Annotated in this window: 21 protein-coding genes and 1 pseudogene; 18 read left to right on the top strand and 4 right to left on the bottom strand. The window is 71.3% G+C overall.

What is annotated here, in order from left to right:
- The first annotated feature begins 151 nt into the window (after positions 1-151).
- Complete coding sequence (locus tag PLP61_RS06445) at positions 152-919, top strand: DUF3027 domain-containing protein (protein ID WP_324501524.1); 768 nt, start codon at positions 152-154, stop codon at positions 917-919.
- Positions 920-1,076: 157 nt separating this feature from the next.
- On the opposite strand, the gene PLP61_RS06440 is transcribed toward PLP61_RS06445, so the two are convergent.
- Positions 1,077-1,355 (bottom strand): DUF2530 domain-containing protein, encoded by a 279-nt coding sequence (locus tag PLP61_RS06440; RefSeq protein ID WP_324501522.1) that lies wholly within the window; start codon positions 1,353-1,355, stop codon positions 1,077-1,079.
- Positions 1,356-1,441: 86 nt separating this feature from the next.
- Here PLP61_RS06440 and PLP61_RS06435 point away from each other — a divergent pair, with 86 nt between their 5' ends.
- Both PLP61_RS06435 and PLP61_RS06430 read left to right on the top strand, forming a co-directional pair.
- On the top strand, positions 1,442-1,891 hold the full coding sequence (locus tag PLP61_RS06435; protein ID WP_324501520.1) for a MarR family winged helix-turn-helix transcriptional regulator: 450 nt from the start codon (positions 1,442-1,444) through the stop codon (positions 1,889-1,891).
- A gap of 22 nt (positions 1,892-1,913) precedes the next feature.
- Positions 1,914-3,098 (top strand): annotated as a pseudogene (locus PLP61_RS06430) (MFS transporter); the annotation flags it as partial.
- A 21-nt stretch (positions 3,099-3,119) separates the two neighbouring features.
- Here the strand turns inward: PLP61_RS06430 and PLP61_RS06425 are convergent.
- Positions 3,120-5,318 carry a 6-phosphofructokinase gene (locus PLP61_RS06425; protein WP_324501518.1) on the bottom strand — a complete coding sequence of 733 codons (2,199 nt, stop codon included), beginning with the start codon at positions 5,316-5,318 and terminating at the stop codon, positions 3,120-3,122.
- A gap of 251 nt (positions 5,319-5,569) precedes the next feature.
- On the opposite strand from PLP61_RS06425, the gene rpsL reads away from it, so the two are divergent.
- From rpsL to trmB, 7 genes are all read left to right on the top strand, one after another.
- Complete coding sequence (gene rpsL / locus PLP61_RS06420) at positions 5,570-5,944, top strand: 30S ribosomal protein S12 (RefSeq protein ID WP_011757353.1); 375 nt, start codon at positions 5,570-5,572, stop codon at positions 5,942-5,944.
- A complete protein-coding gene (gene rpsG, locus PLP61_RS06415) occupies positions 5,944-6,414 on the top strand; it encodes a 30S ribosomal protein S7 (RefSeq protein WP_324501505.1) in 471 nt (156 codons plus the stop codon). Before rpsL ends, rpsG begins: the two co-directional genes overlap by 1 nt.
- A gap of 116 nt (positions 6,415-6,530) precedes the next feature.
- Positions 6,531-8,591 (top strand): elongation factor G, encoded by a 2,061-nt coding sequence (gene fusA / locus PLP61_RS06410; RefSeq protein ID WP_502888978.1) that lies wholly within the window; start codon positions 6,531-6,533, stop codon positions 8,589-8,591.
- Between the two features lie 109 nt (positions 8,592-8,700).
- Positions 8,701-9,894 (top strand): elongation factor Tu, encoded by a 1,194-nt coding sequence (tuf, locus tag PLP61_RS06405; RefSeq protein WP_324501501.1) that lies wholly within the window; start codon positions 8,701-8,703, stop codon positions 9,892-9,894.
- Between the two features lie 135 nt (positions 9,895-10,029).
- Positions 10,030-11,106 (top strand): alpha/beta hydrolase, encoded by a 1,077-nt coding sequence (locus PLP61_RS06400; protein WP_324501499.1) that lies wholly within the window; start codon positions 10,030-10,032, stop codon positions 11,104-11,106.
- Positions 11,103-11,372, top strand: coding sequence for a hypothetical protein (locus PLP61_RS06395; RefSeq protein ID WP_324501497.1), 270 nt, complete (start codon positions 11,103-11,105; stop codon positions 11,370-11,372). Before PLP61_RS06400 ends, PLP61_RS06395 begins: the two co-directional genes overlap by 4 nt.
- A 10-nt stretch (positions 11,373-11,382) precedes the next feature.
- On the top strand, positions 11,383-12,129 hold the full coding sequence (gene trmB, locus PLP61_RS06390; protein ID WP_324501495.1) for a tRNA (guanosine(46)-N7)-methyltransferase TrmB: 747 nt from the start codon (positions 11,383-11,385) through the stop codon (positions 12,127-12,129).
- Here trmB and PLP61_RS06385 read toward each other — a convergent pair.
- The gene (locus PLP61_RS06385; RefSeq protein ID WP_324501493.1) at positions 12,118-12,501 is read right to left on the bottom strand and encodes a hypothetical protein; all 384 of its coding nucleotides are present in this window, start codon (positions 12,499-12,501) and stop codon (positions 12,118-12,120) included. The genes trmB and PLP61_RS06385 overlap by 12 nt on opposite strands.
- Positions 12,502-12,624: 123 nt before the next feature.
- Positions 12,625-13,971, bottom strand: coding sequence for an aspartate aminotransferase family protein (locus PLP61_RS06380; protein ID WP_324501491.1), 1,347 nt, complete (start codon positions 13,969-13,971; stop codon positions 12,625-12,627).
- Positions 13,972-14,461: 490 nt separating this feature from the next.
- Here PLP61_RS06380 and rpsJ point away from each other — a divergent pair, with 490 nt between their 5' ends.
- The 8 genes from rpsJ to rpsC all read left to right on the top strand — a co-directional run.
- Positions 14,462-14,770 carry a 30S ribosomal protein S10 gene (gene rpsJ, locus PLP61_RS06375; protein ID WP_139977667.1) on the top strand — a complete coding sequence of 103 codons (309 nt, stop codon included), beginning with the start codon at positions 14,462-14,464 and terminating at the stop codon, positions 14,768-14,770.
- A 10-nt stretch (positions 14,771-14,780) separates the two neighbouring features.
- On the top strand, positions 14,781-15,455 hold the full coding sequence (rplC, locus tag PLP61_RS06370) for a 50S ribosomal protein L3 (protein WP_324501487.1): 675 nt from the start codon (positions 14,781-14,783) through the stop codon (positions 15,453-15,455).
- Positions 15,452-16,282 (top strand): 50S ribosomal protein L4, sunset domain variant, encoded by an 831-nt coding sequence (gene rplD / locus PLP61_RS06365; RefSeq protein ID WP_502888977.1) that lies wholly within the window; start codon positions 15,452-15,454, stop codon positions 16,280-16,282. The genes rplC and rplD overlap by 4 nt, the downstream gene beginning before the upstream one ends.
- Positions 16,279-16,584 carry a 50S ribosomal protein L23 gene (rplW, locus tag PLP61_RS06360; RefSeq protein WP_324501485.1) on the top strand — a complete coding sequence of 102 codons (306 nt, stop codon included), beginning with the start codon at positions 16,279-16,281 and terminating at the stop codon, positions 16,582-16,584. Before rplD ends, rplW begins: the two co-directional genes overlap by 4 nt.
- Positions 16,585-16,611: 27 nt before the next feature.
- Positions 16,612-17,445 (top strand): 50S ribosomal protein L2, encoded by an 834-nt coding sequence (rplB, locus tag PLP61_RS06355; protein WP_324501483.1) that lies wholly within the window; start codon positions 16,612-16,614, stop codon positions 17,443-17,445.
- A 15-nt stretch (positions 17,446-17,460) separates the two neighbouring features.
- A complete protein-coding gene (gene rpsS / locus PLP61_RS06350; protein ID WP_324501480.1) occupies positions 17,461-17,742 on the top strand; it encodes a 30S ribosomal protein S19 in 282 nt (93 codons plus the stop codon).
- 40 nt (positions 17,743-17,782) lie between these two features.
- Positions 17,783-18,211: a 50S ribosomal protein L22 gene (gene rplV, locus PLP61_RS06345; protein ID WP_324501478.1), complete on the top strand. Its 429-nt coding sequence runs from the start codon at positions 17,783-17,785 to the stop codon at positions 18,209-18,211.
- Positions 18,211-18,757: 30S ribosomal protein S3 (rpsC, locus tag PLP61_RS06340; protein ID WP_324501476.1), on the top strand; the 547-nt coding region annotated here is incomplete at its 3' end. The genes rplV and rpsC, both read left to right, overlap by 1 nt.

Below are 18,757 nucleotides of genomic sequence, written 5' to 3'. Positions count from 1 at the left end.
CCCCGCGCACCCCACGGGCGGTGGCCCGGGCGCCGGAGCGTACGCCGGTGCCGCCCGGCCCGTCCCCCGACGCCGTCCCTGTCATGGGACCATCCTGCCCGCCCGCCGGTGCGACGGTGAACGACGGCGTCGGCCGTGTCATCATGTGCCGGTGACCTCGACCCACGCCAAGCCGGACGCCGTGGCCGCCGCTGCCGTCGACCAGGCCCGCGAGGCGCTGCTGGCCGAGGTGCCCGCCGCCGACGTGGGCGACCACCTCGCGGCCGTCGACGAGGGCACCCGGGTGGTCACCCACCTCTTCACCTGCACCCGCCCCGGCTACCGGGGCTGGCACTGGTCGGTCACCGTGGTGCGCGCTGCCCGGCAGAAGGTCGTCACGGTCGACGAGGTCGTGCTCGTCCCCGGCGAGGAGGCGATCGTCGCCCCGAGCTGGATCCCGTACCGGGAGCGGGTCCAGCCCGGCGACCTCTCACCCGGCGACCTGCTCCCGGTCGAGGAGGACGACCCGAGGCTGGTGCCGACGTACCTGGTCGGTGACGACCCGCTGCCTCCCGAGGAGGTCGCGCAGGTCCGCCGGGTCGCCGGCGAGCTGGGGCTCGGCCGGGTCCGGACGCTCTCGGTGGAGGGCCGCGACCAGGCCGCCGAGCGGTGGTACGACGGCAACGCCGGGCCGGGCTCGCCGCTCGCCCAGGCGGCGCCCGGCTCCTGCACCACCTGCGGCTTCCTGGTCCGGCTGGCCGGCCCGCTCTCGGAGCTGTTCGGCGTGTGCGCCAACGGCAACGCCAACGACGACGGCCGGGTGGTCTCCTTCGACCACGGCTGCGGGGCGCACTCCGAGGTCACCCTGCAGAAGCGGCACCGGCCCCAGGCCCTCCCCGACCACGTCTGGGACACCCTCGACGACCTCGTCCCGCTCTGACCCCCACCTCGCCGCTCGCTCGTCGCTCCCTACCTCCTGTCGATTGGACCCAAACGACAGAGCTGAGCGTCTGAAGCTGCGGTTTGGACCCAAACGACAGAAGAATCGGCCCGAGGGGTGTCGTTTCGGAACAATCGGCCCCCGCACGCAGCAGAGGTCAGTGCCGGGAGCGGGGCCGGGCCCGGCGAGCCCGGCGGCGGCGGCAGTACTCCAGCCCGAAGAGGCCCAGCGCCAGGCCGGCGAGGCAGGTCCAGAGCCACCAGCCGCGCCCGGAGTCCTGGAGCCGGCCGTAGAAGGGGAGCAGGCCGACGAAGGCCACCGCCCACAGCACGCAGCCCACGGCCACCGTGCGTACGCCGTCGACGTCCAGCGGGTCCACGTCGGCGACGAGGTAGCGGTGGTGACCGGTCTCCTGCCGGTCGTCGTGCCCGTCCACGCACCGCACGGTACGCCACCGCACCTGACGGCGAGCGACCCCGACCCGGGAATAGTTAGCAAAGGTAATGAGTTGTGCTCAGTACCATGCCGACCGTTGCCAGCGCCGTCCGTTCCGACGAGGGTCTTGCCAGCGAGCTGCGGCTCGCGGTGATGCGGCTGCGCCGCCGTCTGGTCGCCGAGCGGGACCCCGCGAACGAGCTGAGCCTGAGCCAGATGAGCGTGCTCGGCTCGCTCTACCGGCTCGGCGAGCTCAGCATCGGCGAGCTGGCCGCCCACGAGCGGGTCCAGCCGCCCTCGATGACCCGGACGGTCAGCTGCCTCGAGGAGCGCGGCCACGTGCTGCGCCGTCCGCACGCCAGTGACGGCCGGCAGGTGCTGGTCTCCCTCTCCGACCTGGGCCGCCGGACCCTGCTCGCCGACCGCGAGCGGCGCGACCTCTGGCTGGCCCAGCGACTGACCGAGCTCACCCACGAGCAGCGGGCCGTCCTGCGGCAGGCGGTCCCGGTGCTCGCCGGGCTCGCCGACACCGAATGAACCGACAAGGAACCTACGCCGCGTGAGTCCCACCTTCCGCTCCCTCTCCCACGCCAACTACCGGCTGTTCGCCGCCGGCGCGGTGGTGTCCAACGTCGGCACCTGGATGCAGCGGGTCGCCCAGGACTGGCTGGTCCTCCAGCTGACCGGGAACTCCGGCACCGCACTGGGCATCACCACGGGGCTGCAGTTCCTGCCGTTCCTGCTGCTCGCGCCCACCGCAGGCCTGGTGGCTGACCGGATGCCCAAGCAGCGGCTGCTGCAGCTCACCAACGCGGCGATGGCCGCCCCGGCCCTGCTGCTGGGCGTGCTCGCGGTCACCGGCCGGGTGGAGCTGTGGATGGTCTACCTCCTCGCGCTCCTGCTCGGCGCCGCGTCCGCGTTCGACGCGCCTGCCCGGCAGTCCTTCGTCTCCGAGATCGTCGGGCCCGACGACGTCGCCAACGCCGTGGGCCTCAACTCCGCCAGCTTCAACGCCGCCCGCATCGTGGGCCCGGCCCTGGCCGGCCTGCTGATCGCCGCGCTCGGCGGCGGCGCCACCGCGACCGGCTGGGTGATCCTGCTCAACGCCGTCAGCTACGTCGCGCCGATCCTGGCCCTGCGCGGCATGGACAGCCGACTGCTGGACACCCCCGAACCCGCCGCCCGCGAGCCGGGCATGATCCGTCAGGGCGTGCGCTACGTCCGCAACCGGCCCGACCTGATGCTGGTGCTGGCCATCGTGGGCTTCACCGGCACCTTCGGGCTCAACTTCCAGATGACCTCCGCGCTGATGACCACCGAGGTGTTCGGGCGCGGACCCACCGCCTACGGGCTGCTGGGCACGATCATGGCGGTCGGGTCGCTGGCGGGGGCGCTCCTGGCCGCCCGCCGCACCCGGGTACGCCGCGGCTTCGTGGCCGGCGGCGCCCTGGTGTTCGGCGTGGTCGAGATCGCCGCCGGCCTGATGCCGACGTACCTCACCTACGCGCTGCTCACCCCGCTGCTGGGCCTGAGCGCACTCACCATGATCACCAGCGCCAACACCTACGTGCAGGTCAACACCGAGCCACGCATGCGCGGGCGGGTGATGGCGCTCTACATGATGATCTTCATGGGCGGCACCCCGCTGGGCTCACCGCTGGTCGGCTGGGTGGGGGAGACGCTGGGAGCGCGCTGGACGCTCATCCTCGGCGGAGCGATGACCATCCTGGGTGTCCTCGGGTCGACCGCGCTCCTGGCGGGCGCCTCAGCGCGGCGGGTCGGCGACCGCGCGCAGCACGGGCAGCAGGTCGAGCCACCACTGCTGGCGGGGCCGCCGCGCGTCGAGGTCGAGGTGGTCGAGCATGTGGTCGACCGGCCAGGCCTGGAGCGCCCCGTCGGTGAGCCCGACGTACGACGCGTCGTCCGCACCGCCCGCCAGCAGCTCGCTGAGCAGGTCGACGGCGTGGTGCGCCAGCCTGGTCGCGAGGATCCGGTCGAAGGGTGAGGGGTTCCCGCCCTGCTGGAGGTGTCCCAGCACGGCGGGGCGCACGTCGAAGAGCCGGTGCCCCTCCTCCTCGAACAGCCGCACCATGAAGTCGGTGGTGTAGAGCCCCCCCGCCTCCTCGTTGCGGATCGCCAGGAACAGCCGCCGCCCCGCCTCGAACGCCTCCCGCATCCGCTCCAGGTCCGCCTGCAGGCCGGCCAGCGTGATGCCGTGCTCGGGCAGGTAGACCTGCTCGGCGCCCGCTGCCAGCCCGGTCATCAGCGTCAGGTAGCCGCAGCTGCGGCCCATCGTCTCGGCCACGAAGCAGCGCTGGGCCGCCGAGCCCGACTGCTTGATCCGGTCCAGCGCCCACACCGCGCTGTTGAGCGCCGTGTCCACCCCGATCGCCAGCTCCGATCCCGGCAGGTTGTTGTCGATGCTCGCCGGCAGCAGCACGATCGGCAGGCGCAGCGCGGGGTAGTGGCTGCGCTGGCTGACCAGCTCGTGGACGGTGAGGTAGGCGTCGATGCCACCCACCACGACCAAGGCGTGCACCTCGGCCCGCTCGAGGGTGCGGCTCATCTGGTAGAGCCCCTCGTCGTCCAGCCGGTCCCGACGGGTCCCCAGCGAGGAGCCGCCCTCGGCGAGCAAGGCGTCGACGTCGCCCCAGGTCAGGTCGCCCAGGTGCCCGGCGGCCAGCCCCGGGAAGCTCCCCGTGACGCCCAGCATGGTGTGACCCCGGGCCAGGCCGAACCGCACCAGCGCCTGGGTGGCGGTGTTCATGCCGGGGGCCAGCGCTCCGCCGTGCATGATGGCCACCCGGGCGCCCGAGGGGGTCACCTCCGAGCCGGGCGGCAGCGCGAGGATGTCGAAGGCGTCCAGCAGCCGGGTGAACGACTCGCCCCGGGCGGCCGTGGCCTCGGCGTACCGACCCGCATCGACCAGCCCGGCCACTGCGCGGGTGCGCCGGACCGCCTCCGCCAGCGGCAGTCGGGTGATCCGGTTGTGCCGCACGCCGAGGACCTGCGGCTCGCTGTCCGGGGTCGCCGCCAGCAGATCCTGCACGGCGGTGTAGCCCAGCAGCGTGCTCATCCAGCGGTCGTACGCGCTGGGGGAGCCGCCGCGCTGGACGTGGCCGGGGATCGTCACCCGGACGTCCTCGCCGAGCCGCTGCGCGATGGCGTCGCGCACGTACGTCGAGGTGATGGGGTCGCCGGTCCGGTCGACCGCCCCCTCCGCGACGATCACCAGCGACTCACGACGCCCCGCCGCGCGCCCCTCGCGCAGCATCGCGCACATCCGGTCCTCCCAGCCGGCCTCCGGCGGGCTCTCGGGGACCAGCACGAAGTCGCACCCACCGGCGATCGCCGCCATCAGCGGGAGGTAGCCGCAGTGCCGTCCCATCACCTCGATCACGAAGCTGCGCTGGTGGCTGGCTGCCGTGGAGGAGATCGCGTCGATCGCCTCGATGATCCGGTGCAGGGCGGAGTCCGCGCCGATGGTCATGTCGCTGCCGGCCAGGTCGTTGTCGATCGACCCGACCAGGCCCACCAGCATCAGCGCCGGGTGGGCGGTCACCTGCTCGGGGGTCAGCTCGCCGCCGGCAGCCAGCTCGGCGACCAGGTCGGGCCACTCCTGGCGCAGCAGGTCGGCGCCGCTGAGGCTCCCGTCGCCGCCGATGACCACGAGCCGGTCGATGCCCCGCTCGACGAGCGTGCGCACCGCCCGCAGCCGGCCCTCCCGCTGCCGGAAGTCGGCACTGCGGGCGGTCCCGATCATCGTCCCGCCCCGGTGCAGGATGTTGCCCACGTCCTCCCAGAGCAGCGGCCGGACCCGGGCCCCGCCGTCGACCGCTCCCTGGAACCCCTCCATCACCGCGAAGGGCTCCGCGCCGTGGCTCAGCGCGGTGCGTACGACGCTGCGCACGGCCGCGTTCATGCCCTGGGCGTCGCCCCCGCTGGTGAGGACCCCGACTCGCATGGGACCATCCTGGCCCACCCCTCCCGGCCCGGCGCCAGCGCTCCCGGCGTTTTGACCGCCGTTCGGCGACGGAGTAGCCTCGTTCCTCGGTGTCTGGGACGACCAGACCGTTGCGCGTGCCCGGAACCGGCAGCGATTCACGTCGCCGGAGAGCAGGGCCGCACACACCATCAGGCACACGCTCCACGCAACACCTCCGTGCCCGGCAAGGCGTCGGGCCGTGACTAGAGGACGAGAGAGGGAACCACCCGGTGCCCACCATCCAGCAGCTGGTCCGCAAGGGCCGCCAGGACAAGGTGTCGAAGAACAAGACGCCTGCCCTCAAGGGATCACCCCAGCGGCGCGGCGTCTGCACGCGCGTCTACACCACCACCCCGAAGAAGCCGAACTCCGCTCTGCGCAAGGTCGCCCGCGTGCGCCTGTCCAGCGGCGTCGAGGTCACGGCGTACATCCCGGGCGTGGGGCACAACCTCCAGGAGCACTCCATCGTGCTGGTGCGCGGCGGCCGGGTGAAGGACCTCCCCGGCGTGCGCTACAAGATCATCCGCGGCACCCTCGACACCCAGGGCGTCAAGAACCGCAAGCAGGCCCGGAGCCGCTACGGCGCGAAGAAGGAGAAGAGCTGATGCCGCGCAAGGGTCCCGCTCCCAAGCGTCCCATCGACGTCGACCCGGTGTACGGCTCGCAGGTCGTCACCCAGCTGGTCAGCAAGGTCCTCAAGGACGGCAAGAAGCAGGTCGCGCAGCGGATCGTCTACACCGCGCTGGAGGGCTGCCGGGACAAGACCGGCACCGACCCCGTCGTCACCCTCAAGCGCGCCCTGGACAACGTCCGGCCGGCCATCGAGGTCAAGTCGCGTCGGGTCGGCGGTGCCACCTACCAGGTGCCGATCGAGGTCAAGGCCAACCGCTCCACCACGCTGGCCCTGCGGTGGCTGGTCGGGTACGCCGCGCTGCGCCGCGAGAAGACGATGTCGGAGCGGCTGATGAACGAGATCCTCGACGCCGCCAACGGCCTCGGCGCCGCGGTGAAGAAGCGCGAGGACACCCACAAGATGGCCGAGTCCAACAAGGCCTTCGCCCACTACCGCTGGTGAGCCGCCGGGGGTGCGACCCACTCCCGTGCCCCGCGCACACACTCGACCTAAGGAACTGACACCCAGTGGCCGTCGACATCACCACGGACCTCAACAAGGTCCGCAACATCGGCATCATGGCGCACATCGACGCCGGCAAGACCACCACGACCGAGCGCATCCTGTTCTACACCGGCATCACCTACAAGATCGGCGAGGTCCACGAGGGCGCCGCCACCATGGACTGGATGGAGCAGGAGCAGGAGCGCGGCATCACGATCACCTCCGCCGCGACCACCTGCTGGTGGAAGGACCACCAGATCAACATCATCGACACCCCCGGGCACGTCGACTTCACCGCTGAGGTGGAGCGGTCCCTGCGGGTGCTCGACGGCGCGGTCGCGGTGTTCGACGGGGTGGCCGGCGTGGAGCCGCAGTCGATGACGGTGTGGCGTCAGGCGAACAAGTACTCCGTGCCGCGGATGTGCTTCGTGAACAAGCTGGACCGCACCGGCGCGGACTTCTTCCGCTGCGTCGACATGATCGTCGACCGGCTGAACTCCACCCCGCTGGTCCTGCAGCTGCCGATCGGCGCGGAGTCCGACTTCATCGGTGTGGTCGACCTGGTCGGCATGCGTGCGCTGGTGTGGCGCGGCGAGACCAAGATGGGCGAGGACTACGTCGTCGAGGAGATCCCCGCCGACATGCAGGCGCAGGCCGAGGAGTGGCGCGAGAAGCTGCTCGAGACCCTCGCCGAGGCCGACGACGAGATCATGGAGAAGTACCTCGAGGGTGAGGAGCTCTCCGTCGAGGAGATCGAGGCCGGCATCCGGCGCGCGACCCTCGCCGACCGGCTCAACCCGGTCCTCACCGGCACCGCCTTCAAGAACAAGGGGGTGCAGCCGCTGCTGGACGCGGTGGTCAAGTTCCTTCCCTCGCCGCTGGACATCCACGCCATCGAGGGCCACAAGCCCAACGACGAGGACGTGAAGATCGAGCGGCTGCCGCAGGACGACGAGCCCTTCTCCGGCCTCGCCTACAAGATCGCCTCCGACCCGCACCTGGGCAAGCTGATCTACGTGCGCGTCTACTCCGGCAAGCTCTCCGCCGGGGCGACCGTGCTCAACTCGGTCACCGGTCGCAAGGAGCGGATCGGCAAGGTCTACCAGATGCACGCGAACAAGCGTGAGGAGATCTCCTCGGTCGGTGCCGGTCAGATCGTGGCGGTGATGGGCCTGAAGGACACCAAGACCGGCCACACGCTGTGCGACCAGCAGCACCCAGTGGTGCTGGAGTCGATGAGCTTCCCGGCACCGGTGATCGAGGTCGCCATCGAGCCGAAGACCAAGGGCGACCAGGAGAAGCTCGGCACCGCGATCCAGCGGCTCTCCGACGAGGACCCGACCTTCACGGTCAAGACCGACGAGGAGACCGGGCAGACCATCATCGCCGGCATGGGCGAGCTGCACCTGGAGATCCTGGTCGACCGGATGCGCCGCGAGTTCCGCGTCGAGGCCACCGTCGGCAAGCCGCAGGTCGCCTACCGCGAGACGATCCGCGCCAAGGTCGAGAACCACAGCTACACCCACAAGAAGCAGACCGGTGGTTCTGGCCAGTTCGCCAAGGTGATCATCACCATCGAGCCCAACGTCGACCCGGAGACCGGCCTCGGGGCGGGCTACGAGTTCGTCAACAACGTCACCGGCGGCCGGGTCCCCCGGGAGTACATCCCGTCGGTCGACCAGGGTGCCCAGGACGCCATGGAGTTCGGCGTGCTGGCCGGCTACCACATGGTCGACGTCAAGGTCTCCCTGGAGGACGGCGGCTACCACGAGGTCGACTCCTCGGAGCTGGCCTTCAAGATCGCCGGCAACCAGGCCTTCAAGGAGGCGGCGCGCAAGGCCCGGCCGGTGCTGCTCGAGCCGATGTTCGCGGTCGAGGTCACGACCCCCGAGAACTACCTCGGGGACGTGATCGGCGACATCAACAGCCGCCGCGGCCACGTGCAGAGCATGGAGGAGCGTCACGGGGACCGCGTGGTGAACGCGCTCGTGCCGCTGTCGGAGATGTTCGGGTACGTTGGTGACCTGCGGTCGAAGACCTCCGGGCAGGCCTCGTACTCGATGGAGTTCGACTCGTACGCCGAGGTTCCCCAGAGCATCGCCGACGAGATCATCAAGAAGGTCCGCGGCGAGTAGTCCCGTCCGGGGCAAGCCCCCGGGACCCCCGTGAGGGGGCGAACCCTCGGCAGTAACATTCACAACCACACGAGTCAAGCAGCAACTCACAACCCAGGAGGAGCCCACCGTGGCTAAGGCGAAGTTCGAGCGGACCAAGCCGCACGTCAACATCGGCACGATCGGTCACATCGACCACGGCAAGACGACGCTGACCGCGGCCATCACCAAGGTCCTGCACGACAAGTTCCCGGACCTGAACCCCTTCACGCCGTTCGACGAGATCGACAAGGCCCCGGAGGAGCGTCAGCGGGGCATCACGATCTCGATCGCGCACGTCGAGTACCAGACCGAGGCGCGCCACTACGCCCACGTCGACTGCCCGGGTCACGCGGACTACATCAAGAACATGATCACCGGCGCCGCCCAGATGGACGGCGCGATCCTCGTGGTCGCCGCCACCGACGGCCCGATGCCGCAGACCCGCGAGCACGTGCTGCTGGCCCGCCAGGTGGGCGTGCCCGCGCTGGTCGTCGCGCTCAACAAGTGCGACATGGTCGACGACGACGAGCTCATCGAGCTGGTCGAGATGGAGGTGCGCGAGCTCCTCTCCGAGTACGAGTTCCCCGGCGACGACATCCCCGTGGTGCGGGTGGCCGCGTTCCCGGCCCTCAACGGCGACGAGACGTGGGGCGCCTCGGTCCTCGAGCTGATGGACGCCGTCGACACCTACATCCCGACCCCGGTCCGCGAGACCGACAAGCCGTTCCTGATGCCGGTCGAGGACGTCTTCACGATCACCGGTCGTGGCACCGTGATCACCGGCCGCATCGAGCGCGGCGTGGTCAAGGTCGGCGAGGAGGTCGAGATCGTCGGCATCCGCGAGGGCTCGCAGAAGACCACCGTCACGGGCGTCGAGATGTTCCGCAAGCTTCTCGACGAGGGCCAGGCCGGTGAGAACGTCGGTCTGCTGCTGCGCGGCACCAAGCGCGAGGACGTCGAGCGCGGCATGGTGGTGATCAAGCCCGGCACCACCACCCCGCACACCAACTTCGAGGCCTCGGTGTACGTCTTGTCGAAGGAGGAGGGCGGCCGGCACACGCCGTTCTTCAACAACTACCGTCCGCAGTTCTACTTCCGGACCACCGACGTGACCGGCGTCGTCACCCTCCCCGAGGGCACCGAGATGGTCATGCCCGGTGACAACACCGAGATGATCGTGGAGCTCATCCAGCCGATCGCCATGGACGAGGGGCTGCGCTTCGCGATCCGCGAGGGCGGTCGCACCGTCGGCGCCGGCCGGGTCACCAAGATCACCAAGTGACCCTGCCGCCGGTTCGCGCCGCCCGCGCGACCGGCGTCCAGACCCATCGCGCAGCGGCCCCGGACCACGGTCCGGGGCCGCTGTCGCGTCCGGTGGCCCTGGGGCGGGGGGACCGGCCGTGGTAGGACTCTTGCCATGAGCGACAAGGCGTGGAAGGACCGGGTCGACCGCGGGGTGCTGGTGACCCTGGGCAGGGCGCCGCGCGGGATGCAGCGCGCCCTGGCAGGACGGGAGCGCCGCGCGCGCTGGCCCGGCCTGGACCCCGAGATCGGCGCCGCGCTGCGGCTGATGGAGCTCAGCACCGAGCCGACGTTCGAGGAGCTGCCGCTGGACGAGGCGCGCGCCCAGATCGTCCGGGAGGCCGCCTTGTTCGGCGGTCCACCACTGCCGATGTCGCACGTGCTCGAGTTCGAGATCCCCACCCCGACCGGTGGCATCGAGGGCCGGCTCTACGTGGCCGACGAGCGCGACGCGGACCGGCTGCTGGTGTACTTCCACGGCGGTGGCTGGGTCCTGGGCGGGCTGGACAGCGCCGACTCGGTCTGCCGGTTCCTGGCCGCCCACGCCGGGGTGGCGGTGCTCTCCGTCGACTACCGGCTGGCGCCCGAGCACCGGTTCCCCGCCGCCCCCGACGACGCCCTCGCGGCGTTCCGCTTCGCGGTCGCCCAGGGTGTCGAGTGGGGCCACGACCCCCAGCGGGTGGCGGTCGGGGGCGACAGCGCCGGGGGCAACCTGGCGGCCGTGCTCTGCCAGGACCTGCGGACGGCCGCGGAGATCAGGCCCGCCTTCCAGCTGCTGTTCTTCCCGTGCACCGACCTGTCCACCAAGCACCGGTCCTACCAGGAGTTCCGGGAGGGCTTCTTCCTCACCGAGGCCCAGATGGACTGGTACCGCGACCACTACCTGGGCGACCATCCCGCCGACGACCCTCGGGTCTCCCCGCTGCTGGCAGAGGACCTGACCGGGCTGCCGCCCGCGTACGTCGCGGTCGCGGGCTTCGACGTGCTCCGCGACGAGGGCGAGGCCTACGCGCAGCGGCTGGCCGAGGCGGGCGTGCAGGTGGGGCTGCGCCGGCACACCGGGCTGGTGCACGCCTTCGTCAACGCCACCGGCGTGGGACGGGCCAGCCGCGACGCGATGCTCGAGGCCTGCGGCGCCCTGCGGCTGGGCGTCGGAGCGGGGCCCGGCCGCGTGCCATACTCCCGGCCGTGAGCCAGCCGCCCCCGTCGTACCCGTCCCGCGCGCAGCACCCCCGGGCCACGACCGTCCTGGTCCTGGGTGTCCTGGGACTGGTGCTGTGCAACATCCTCGGGCCGTTCGCCTGGGTGATGGGCAACCGGGTGGTCGCCGAGATCGATGCCTCGGGGGGAGCCCTCACCGGCCGGGAGAGCGCCGTGGCGGGGCGCATCTGCGGCATCATCGGCACCGGCATCGTGGTCGCGGGGCTCGTGGCCTTCGTCTGGCTGTCCCTGGGCTGACGAGCCAACCGTGACCCCCGACCACGTCCACCCGGCGCGGCCCCACCAGCGGTTCACCCCGGAGGGACGCCGGATCCGGGAGGTGCTCACCTACTCGCGCCGGGGCAGCCGGCTGACGCCACGGCAGGCCGCCGCGTGGGAGGCCCACCACCGGGACTGGGTCATCCCGGAGGAGGCGGTCGACGCACCCGGGTTCGCGCTCGCGGACTGGTTCGGCCGACAGGCGCCGCTGGTCGTGGAGATCGGCTCCGGCGTGGGCGAGGCGACCGTCGCCCTCGCCGCCCGGCGTCCCGGCAGCGACGTGCTCGCGCTGGAGGTCTGGCGTCCGGGCGTCGCCTCCACCCTGGCCCGCCTGGCCGAGGCCGGGGTGGACAACGTCCGGCTGTGCGCGGTGGACGCCGTGTGGGCGCTCGAGCACCTGGTGGCCCCCGGCGACCTGACCGGGCTGTGGAGCTTCTTCCCCGACCCCTGGCACAAGACGCGCCACCACAAGCGCAGGCTCGTCACGCCGGGCTTCGCGGCACTCGCCGCCGGCAGGCTCCGCCCCGGCGCGACCTGGCGGCTGGCGACCGACTGGCCCGACTACGCCGAGCAGATGGTGCGCGTCCTCGGGGCGGAGCAGCAGCTGGTCGGTGGGGTGGTGCCGCGGTGGGCCGAGCGTCCGCTCACCCGGTTCGAGCGCAAGGGCCTCGCCGCGGGGCGCGAGATCGTCGACCTGTGCTACCGGCGGGTGGTCGCCGGCGGCTCACCGGAGTAGGCCCAGCTCCAGCCCCGCGCACTCCAGGGCCCACTCCACCCGCTCCCGCTCCCGGTCCAGCTCGGGGCCCGGAGGCAGCACCCCGAGCAGGTGCACCAGGCCCAGCGCCCGGCACGCCTCGGTGAGGACGTCGTCGTAGGCACGACGGTGTGCCTCGTACTTCACGAACGAGGTGCCCCGCGGGTGGGTCCGGAAGGCCACCGCCAACCGGCGCGCGTCCTCGGCGATCTCCTCGAGCGGGCGGACCGGGAGCCGCTGGTCGCGCCGGGCGCGCCACCAGTCGGCGAGCCGCCGCACCGCGGCGGCGGCTCGCCGCCACGGGAAGAGCGGGTAGCCGAGCGCCAGCACGCCCATGACGATCAGGCTCGCCATTCCTCCACGGTAGGCCCGCTGCCCCCACCCCGTCTACCGCGGGGGTGTGGTCGTCAGAAGGGCCGATTCGGGGGTCCTCAGCGACCACAACCCCGCGGCAGTGGGGAAGACGCGCGCGCCCGGTCAGCGCCGTAGCAGCGCGCGCACCGCGTCGGCGAAGACCTCGGTGTGGTGGTCGACGTCACCCTCGGTGTGGTGGGGGGAGAACAGCGCCATGTTGTGGAACGGCGTGAGCAGGATGCCGCGGTTGAGCGCCCACAGGTGCATGAAGCCGTCCAGCTCCTCGTCGATGGCCGCGGCCGCGTCCGCGCCGTTGCGCGGCGGAGGGCAGAACCAGTACTCGGCGCGGCAGCCCAGCCGCTGCACGTGCCAGGGCAGCTCGTGCTCCGCGATCACCCCTGCCACCCCTGCGGTGAACTGCTCCGCCAGCGGCACCGAGACCGCGAAGTCCTCCACGCGCAGCGCCGAGGACAGCGTGGCGCGGACCGCCGCCATCGCCAGCGCGTTGCCGGTGAGGGTCCCGCCGACCCCGGCCACGTCGATCTCGTGGCCGAGCATCGGCGTGGCGAGCCGGTCGGCGATCTCCTCGGTCATGCCGTACGCCGCCACCGGGATGCCGCCGCCGATCGGCTTGCCCATCACCACCATGTCGGGCTCGAGCCCCCAGGCGGCGGTCGCACCGCCCGGGCCGGCGCACAGGGTGTGGGTCTCGTCGATGATCCAGACCACCCCGTGCCGGCGGGTGACCTCACGGACGCCGGCGAGGTAGCCGTCCTCGGGGAGCACGATCCCGATGTTGGTGAGCGCCGGCTCCATGAGCAGGCAGGCGACGTCGCCCACCGCCAGCCGCCGGTCCAGCGCCTCCAGGTCGTTGAACGGCACCACGGCGGTCGTCAGCGCGACGTCGACCTGCGGGCCGAGCGCACCCGGTCGCGGGACGACCCGGTCCCCGTCGAGGACGGCCAGCGTCTCGTCCACCGTGCCGTGGTAGCACCAGTCCATGACGGCCACCCGCGGGCGCCCGGTCAGGTGCCGGGCGAAGCGGAGCACGAACCGGTTGGCGTCCGTGGCCGACATCGCCATCTGCCAGCGGGGCAGCCCGAACCGCCGGGCCAGCTCGCGACCGACCCAGACCGCGTCCTCGGACGGAAGCATGGTGGTCAGGCCGGTCCGCGCCCGCGTGCAGACGGCCTCGGCCACCCCCGGCAGCGCGTGCCCGGTCATCGCTCCGGTGTCGCCCAGGCACAAGTCGACGTACTCCAGCCCGTCCACGTCGGTGAACCGGGCGCCCTGCGCGGTCTCGAAGAACACCGGGAACGAGCCGGGCCACCGGGTCATCCACGGCATCGGCACGCCGGCGAGCAGGGAGTCCCGGGCCTGCTGGGCCAGCGCCGCGGACCTCGGGCGGGACTGCACGAAGCGGGCCTCCTCCTGCGCACGCAGGTCGGCCAGGTGTCCTCGATCGATCATGGCGGGCAATCTATTCACTCTGCGCCCCGACGACCAGACCACCCCGCCGACCCGGCACGAGTGGCGGCCCACCCGGGTGGTGGGGCCTGTCGGCCACGGTGGCAGGCAGGACGGGGACGGATTTTGCGCGCGGGCGGAAGTCTGCCAAGATAGTCAGGTTGCTCCGGCGGGTCGCCGGGGTGCGCCACAGCTTGACTACTGAATCGTGTCTCCCGGCGGCTGGTCCGTCGCAAGCGATCGGTGTTCCGGCGTGCGGCCGCACCGACCAGCGGAGACCCGATCAGCCCGACGAACCCGTCGGGCGCCACCCACACCGACAACGACCTTGCACGAGCCGGGTCGCGCCGTGACAGGCGCGACACGCCCGACCGCGGGGGTCGGAGACGGGGTGGGCGGCGGAGCGGGGCGGGACCCCCTCACCCGGGGGGGCCTCGGGACAGCACAGCACGCGGTGCCACCGGGCACCTGACGACAGGGACGAGAGAGACAGATGGCGGGACAGAAGATCCGCATCAGGCTCAAGGCCTACGACCACGAGGTGATCGACACCTCGGCACGCAAGATCGTGGACACGGTCACCCGCACGGGTGCGCGCGTCGCCGGCCCGGTGCCGCTGCCGACCGAGAAGAACGTCTACTGCGTGATCCGGTCGCCCCACAAGTACAAGGACTCCCGCGAGCACTTCGAGATGCGCACCCACAAGCGTCTCATCGACATCATCGACCCCACGCCGAAGACCGTCGACTCGCTGATGCGACTCGACCTGCCCGCCGGCGTCGACATCGAGATCAAGCTCTGAGGCTGACGACATGACTCTGGAACGCAACGTGAAGGGCCTGCTGGGCACCAAGCTCGGCATGACCCAGCTCTGGGACGAGCACAACCGCGTCGTCCCGGTGACCGTGGTCGCCGCGACCACCAACGTGGTCACCCAGGTCCGCCGTCCCGAGACCGACGGCTACAACGCCATCCAGGTCGGGTACGGCGAGATCGAGGCGCGCAAGGTGAACCAGCCCGACCGCGGCCACTTCGCCAAGGCCGGGGTGACCCCGCGTCGCCACTTGCTGGAGATCCGCACCGCGGACGCGGCGTCCTACACCATCGGCCAGGAGCTGCCGCTGGACACCTTCGCCCCTGGCGAGGTCATCGACGTGACCGGGACCAGCAAGGGCAAGGGCTTCGCCGGCACGATGAAGCGTCACGGCTTCTCCGGGGTGGGTGCCTCCCACGGTGCGCACCGCAACCACCGCAAGCCCGGCTCGATCGGCGCCTGCGCCACGCCGGGCCGCGTCTTCAAGGGAACCCGGATGGCGGGCCGGATGGGCGCGGACACCGTCACCATCCAGAACGTCGTGGTGCACGCCGTCGACGCCGACAAGGGCGTGATCCTGCTCAAGGGTGCGGTTCCCGGCCCGAACGGCGGGCTGCTCGTGCTCCGTTCGGCCGCCAAGAAGTCCGCTGCGACCGGGGAGGCCGTCAAGTGAGCACGAAGACCCTGCAGGTCGACCTGCCCGCCGAGATCTTCGACGTCCAGGTCAACATCCCGCTCATCCACCAGGTCGTGGTGGCTCAGCAGGCCGCTGCCCGCCAGGGCACGCACGCCACCAAGTCCCGCGGCGAGGTGCGCGGCGGTGGCCGCAAGCCCTACAAGCAGAAGGGCACCGGCCGCGCGCGCCAGGGCTCGACCAGGGCGCCGCAGTTCGCCGGTGGCGGCACGGTGCACGGTCCGAAGCCGCGCAGCTACGACCAGCGCACCCCCAAGAAGATGAAGGCGGCCGCGCTGCGCGGTGCGCTCTCCGACCGGGCCCGCAACGGTCGCATCCACGTGGTGGACGGGCTGGTGGCCGGCGAGACCCCCTCCACCAAGACCGCGCTCGCCGCGCTGACCGGGCTGACCGACCGCGACCGCTTCCTGGTCGTGCTCGAGCGCACCGACTCGGTGACCTGGCTCTCGCTGCGCAACGCGCCCACGGTGCACATCGTGGCGGTCGACCAGCTCAACACCTACGACGTACTGGCCTCCGACGACGTGGTCTTCACCCGCGGCGCCTACGACGCCTTCGTCGTGCGCGCCACCGGGAGCGCCCCGGCCACCGCCCCCGAGCAGGAGCCGGCGACGGCGGAGAAGCCGGCGACGGCGGAGAAGCCCGCGAAGGCCGAGAAGAAGGACAAGGCCGAGAAGAAGGACAAGGCCGAGAAGAAGGACAAGGCCGAGAAGAAGGACAAGGCCGGGAAGAAGGCGAAGGCCGACAAGCCGGAGAAGAAGGCCAAGGACACCGACACGCAGCCCGGTGAGGAGGAGGCCCAGTGAGCACCCTGTACAAGGACCCGCGCGACATCCTGATCGCCCCGGTGGTGTCGGAGAAGAGCTACGGCCTGCTGGACGCGAACAAGTACACCTTCCTGGTCCGCCCCGACGCGAACAAGACCGAGATCAAGATCGCTGTCGAGAGCGTGTTCAACGTCAAGGTCACCTCGGTGAACACCCTCAACCGCCCGGGCAAGACCCGACGCACCCGGAACGGGCTGGGCAAGCGCAAGGACACCAAGCGCGCCATCGTCAGCCTCGCCGAGGGTCACCGCATCGACATCTTCGGGGGCCCGGTCAGCTGACCGGGACCAGACAACAGGACGAGAGACATGGCAATCCGCAAGTACAAGCCGACCACCCCGGGCCGCCGCGGCTCGTCGGTCGCCGACTTCGTCGAGGTGACCCGGACCACGCCGGAGAAGTCGCTGACACGACCGCTGCCCAAGAAGGGCGGTCGCAACAACCAGGGCCGGATCACCACCCGGCACCAGGGCGGTGGACACAAGCGTGCCTACCGGATCATCGACTTCCGTCGCTACGACAAGGACGGTGTGCCGGCAAAGGTCGCTCACATCGAGTACGACCCCAACCGCACCGCCCGGATCGCGCTGCTGCACTACGCCGACGGCGAGAAGCGCTACATCATCGCGCCCAAGGACCTCACCCAGGGCACCATGGTGGAGTCGGGCTCCAGCGCCGACATCAAGCCCGGCAACAACCTGCCCCTGCGCAACATCCCCGTCGGCACCACCATCCACTGTGTGGAGCTGCGGCCCGGCGGTGGCGCCAAGATCGCCCGGTCCGCCGGCAACAGCGCCCAGCTGGTCGCCAAGGAGGGCTCCCGGGCCACCCTGCGCATGCCCTCGGGTGAGATGCGGTTCGTCGACGTGCGCTGCCGCGCCTCGGTCGGCGAGGTCGGCAACGCCGAGCAGTCGAACATCAACTGGGGCAAGGCCGGCCGGATGCGCTGGAAGGGCCGTCGCCCGACGGTGCGCGGTGTCGTGATGAACCCCGTCGACCACCCGCACGGTGGTGGCGAGGGCAAGACGTCGGGTGGTCGCCACCCGGTGTCCCCGTGGGGCAAGCCCGAGGGTCGCACGCGCAAGCGCAAGGCCAGCGACGCCCAGATCATCCGCCGCCGCAAGACCGGCAAGAAGCGCTGAGGATAAGGGAGACAGATGCCTCGCAGCCTGAAGAAGGGCCCCTTCGTCGACGACCACCTGATGAAGAAGGTGGACGCCGAGAACGCCAAGGGCAGCCACAACGTCATCAAGACCTGGTCGCGCCGCTCGATGATCGTGCCGGCCATGATCGGCCACACGATCGCGGTGCACGACGGCCGCAAGCACGTCCCGGTGTTCGTGACCGACTCGATGGTCGGCCACAAGCTCGGGGAGTTCGCCCCCACCCGCACCTACCGCGGGCACGTGAAGGAAGACCGGAAGGGCCGCCGCCGCTGAGGCGGCCGGACCCCGACGCAGGAACTGGAGAGAACGAGCAATGAGCGTTACCGAGCGCCGGCGCACCAGCGCCCGCCGCGAGTCGCTGCTCGGCGACCAGCCGGGTGCCTTCGCGAGCGCACGCTTCGTGCGGATCACGCCGATGAAGGCCCGCCGTGTCGTCGACATGGTCCGTGGCCTGCCTGTCGACGAGGCCCTGTCCCTGCTGGCGTTCGCGCCGCAGGCGGCCTCAGAGACCGTCTACAAGGTGCTGGAGAGCGCCATCGCCAACGCCGAGTCCACCGAGGACCTCGACCGCGGCGACCTGGTCGTCTCGGTGGCCATGGTGGACGAGGGCCCCACGATGAAGCGCTGGCGGCCCCGCGCGCAGGGGCGCGCGACCCGGATCAACAAGCGCACGAGCCACATCACGCTCGCCGTGCAGCCGGCGTCCGTGCTGGCCGAGCAGAAGAAGGGACGGAAGGCCTGATGGGCCAGAAGATCAACCCCAACGGCTTCCGCCTGGGCATCTCCACCGACCACAAGAGCCGCTGGTACGCCGACAAGCTCTACAAGAGCTACGTCGGCGAGGACGTGGCCATCCGCAAGCTCCTGTCCAAGGGCATGGAGCGGGCCGGTATCTCCCGGGTCGAGATCGAGCGCACCCGCGAGCGGGTGCGGGTGGACATCCACACCGCCCGTCCCGGCATCGTCATCGGCCGCCGCGGCGCCGAGGCGGACCGCATCCGCGGGGAGCTGGAGAAGCTCACCGGCAAGCAGGTCCAGCTGAACATCCTCGAGGTCAAGAATCCCGAGATCGACGCCCAGCTGGTCGCCCAGGGTGTGGCCGAGCAGCTCTCGGGCCGCGTCCAGTTCCGCCGGGCGATGCGCAAGGCGATGCAGACCTCGATGCGGTCGGGCGCCAAGGGCATCCGGATCCAGTGCTCCGGACGCCTCAACGGCGCGGAGATGTCGCGCACCGAGTTCTACCGCGAGGGCCGGGTGCCGCTGCACACGCTGCGCGCCGACATCGACT

The organism is Nocardioides sp. (genome assembly GCF_035429765.1).
Lineage (GTDB): Bacteria > Actinomycetota > Actinomycetes > Propionibacteriales > Nocardioidaceae > Nocardioides.
Note: the sequence above shows the minus strand (reverse complement) of the source record. Positions and strands in the feature narration are given on the sequence as shown.

Coding starts and splice junctions, on each gene's coding strand:
- PLP61_RS06435 (WP_324501520.1), top strand. CDS start 1,442: ATGCCGACCGTTGCCAGCGCCGTCCGTTCCGACGAGGGTCTTGCCAGC.
- PLP61_RS06425 (WP_324501518.1), bottom strand. CDS start 5,318: ATGCGAGTCGGGGTCCTCACCAGCGGGGGCGACGCCCAGGGCATGAAC.
- rpsG (WP_324501505.1), top strand. CDS start 5,944: ATGCCGCGCAAGGGTCCCGCTCCCAAGCGTCCCATCGACGTCGACCCG.
- fusA (WP_502888978.1), top strand. CDS start 6,531: ATGGCGCACATCGACGCCGGCAAGACCACCACGACCGAGCGCATCCTG.
- PLP61_RS06400 (WP_324501499.1), top strand. CDS start 10,030: ATGAGCGACAAGGCGTGGAAGGACCGGGTCGACCGCGGGGTGCTGGTG.
- PLP61_RS06385 (WP_324501493.1), bottom strand. CDS start 12,501: ATGGCGAGCCTGATCGTCATGGGCGTGCTGGCGCTCGGCTACCCGCTC.
- PLP61_RS06380 (WP_324501491.1), bottom strand. CDS start 13,971: ATGATCGATCGAGGACACCTGGCCGACCTGCGTGCGCAGGAGGAGGCC.
- rpsJ (WP_139977667.1), top strand. CDS start 14,462: ATGGCGGGACAGAAGATCCGCATCAGGCTCAAGGCCTACGACCACGAG.
- rplC (WP_324501487.1), top strand. CDS start 14,781: ATGACTCTGGAACGCAACGTGAAGGGCCTGCTGGGCACCAAGCTCGGC.
- rplB (WP_324501483.1), top strand. CDS start 16,612: ATGGCAATCCGCAAGTACAAGCCGACCACCCCGGGCCGCCGCGGCTCG.
- rpsS (WP_324501480.1), top strand. CDS start 17,461: ATGCCTCGCAGCCTGAAGAAGGGCCCCTTCGTCGACGACCACCTGATG.
- rplV (WP_324501478.1), top strand. CDS start 17,783: ATGAGCGTTACCGAGCGCCGGCGCACCAGCGCCCGCCGCGAGTCGCTG.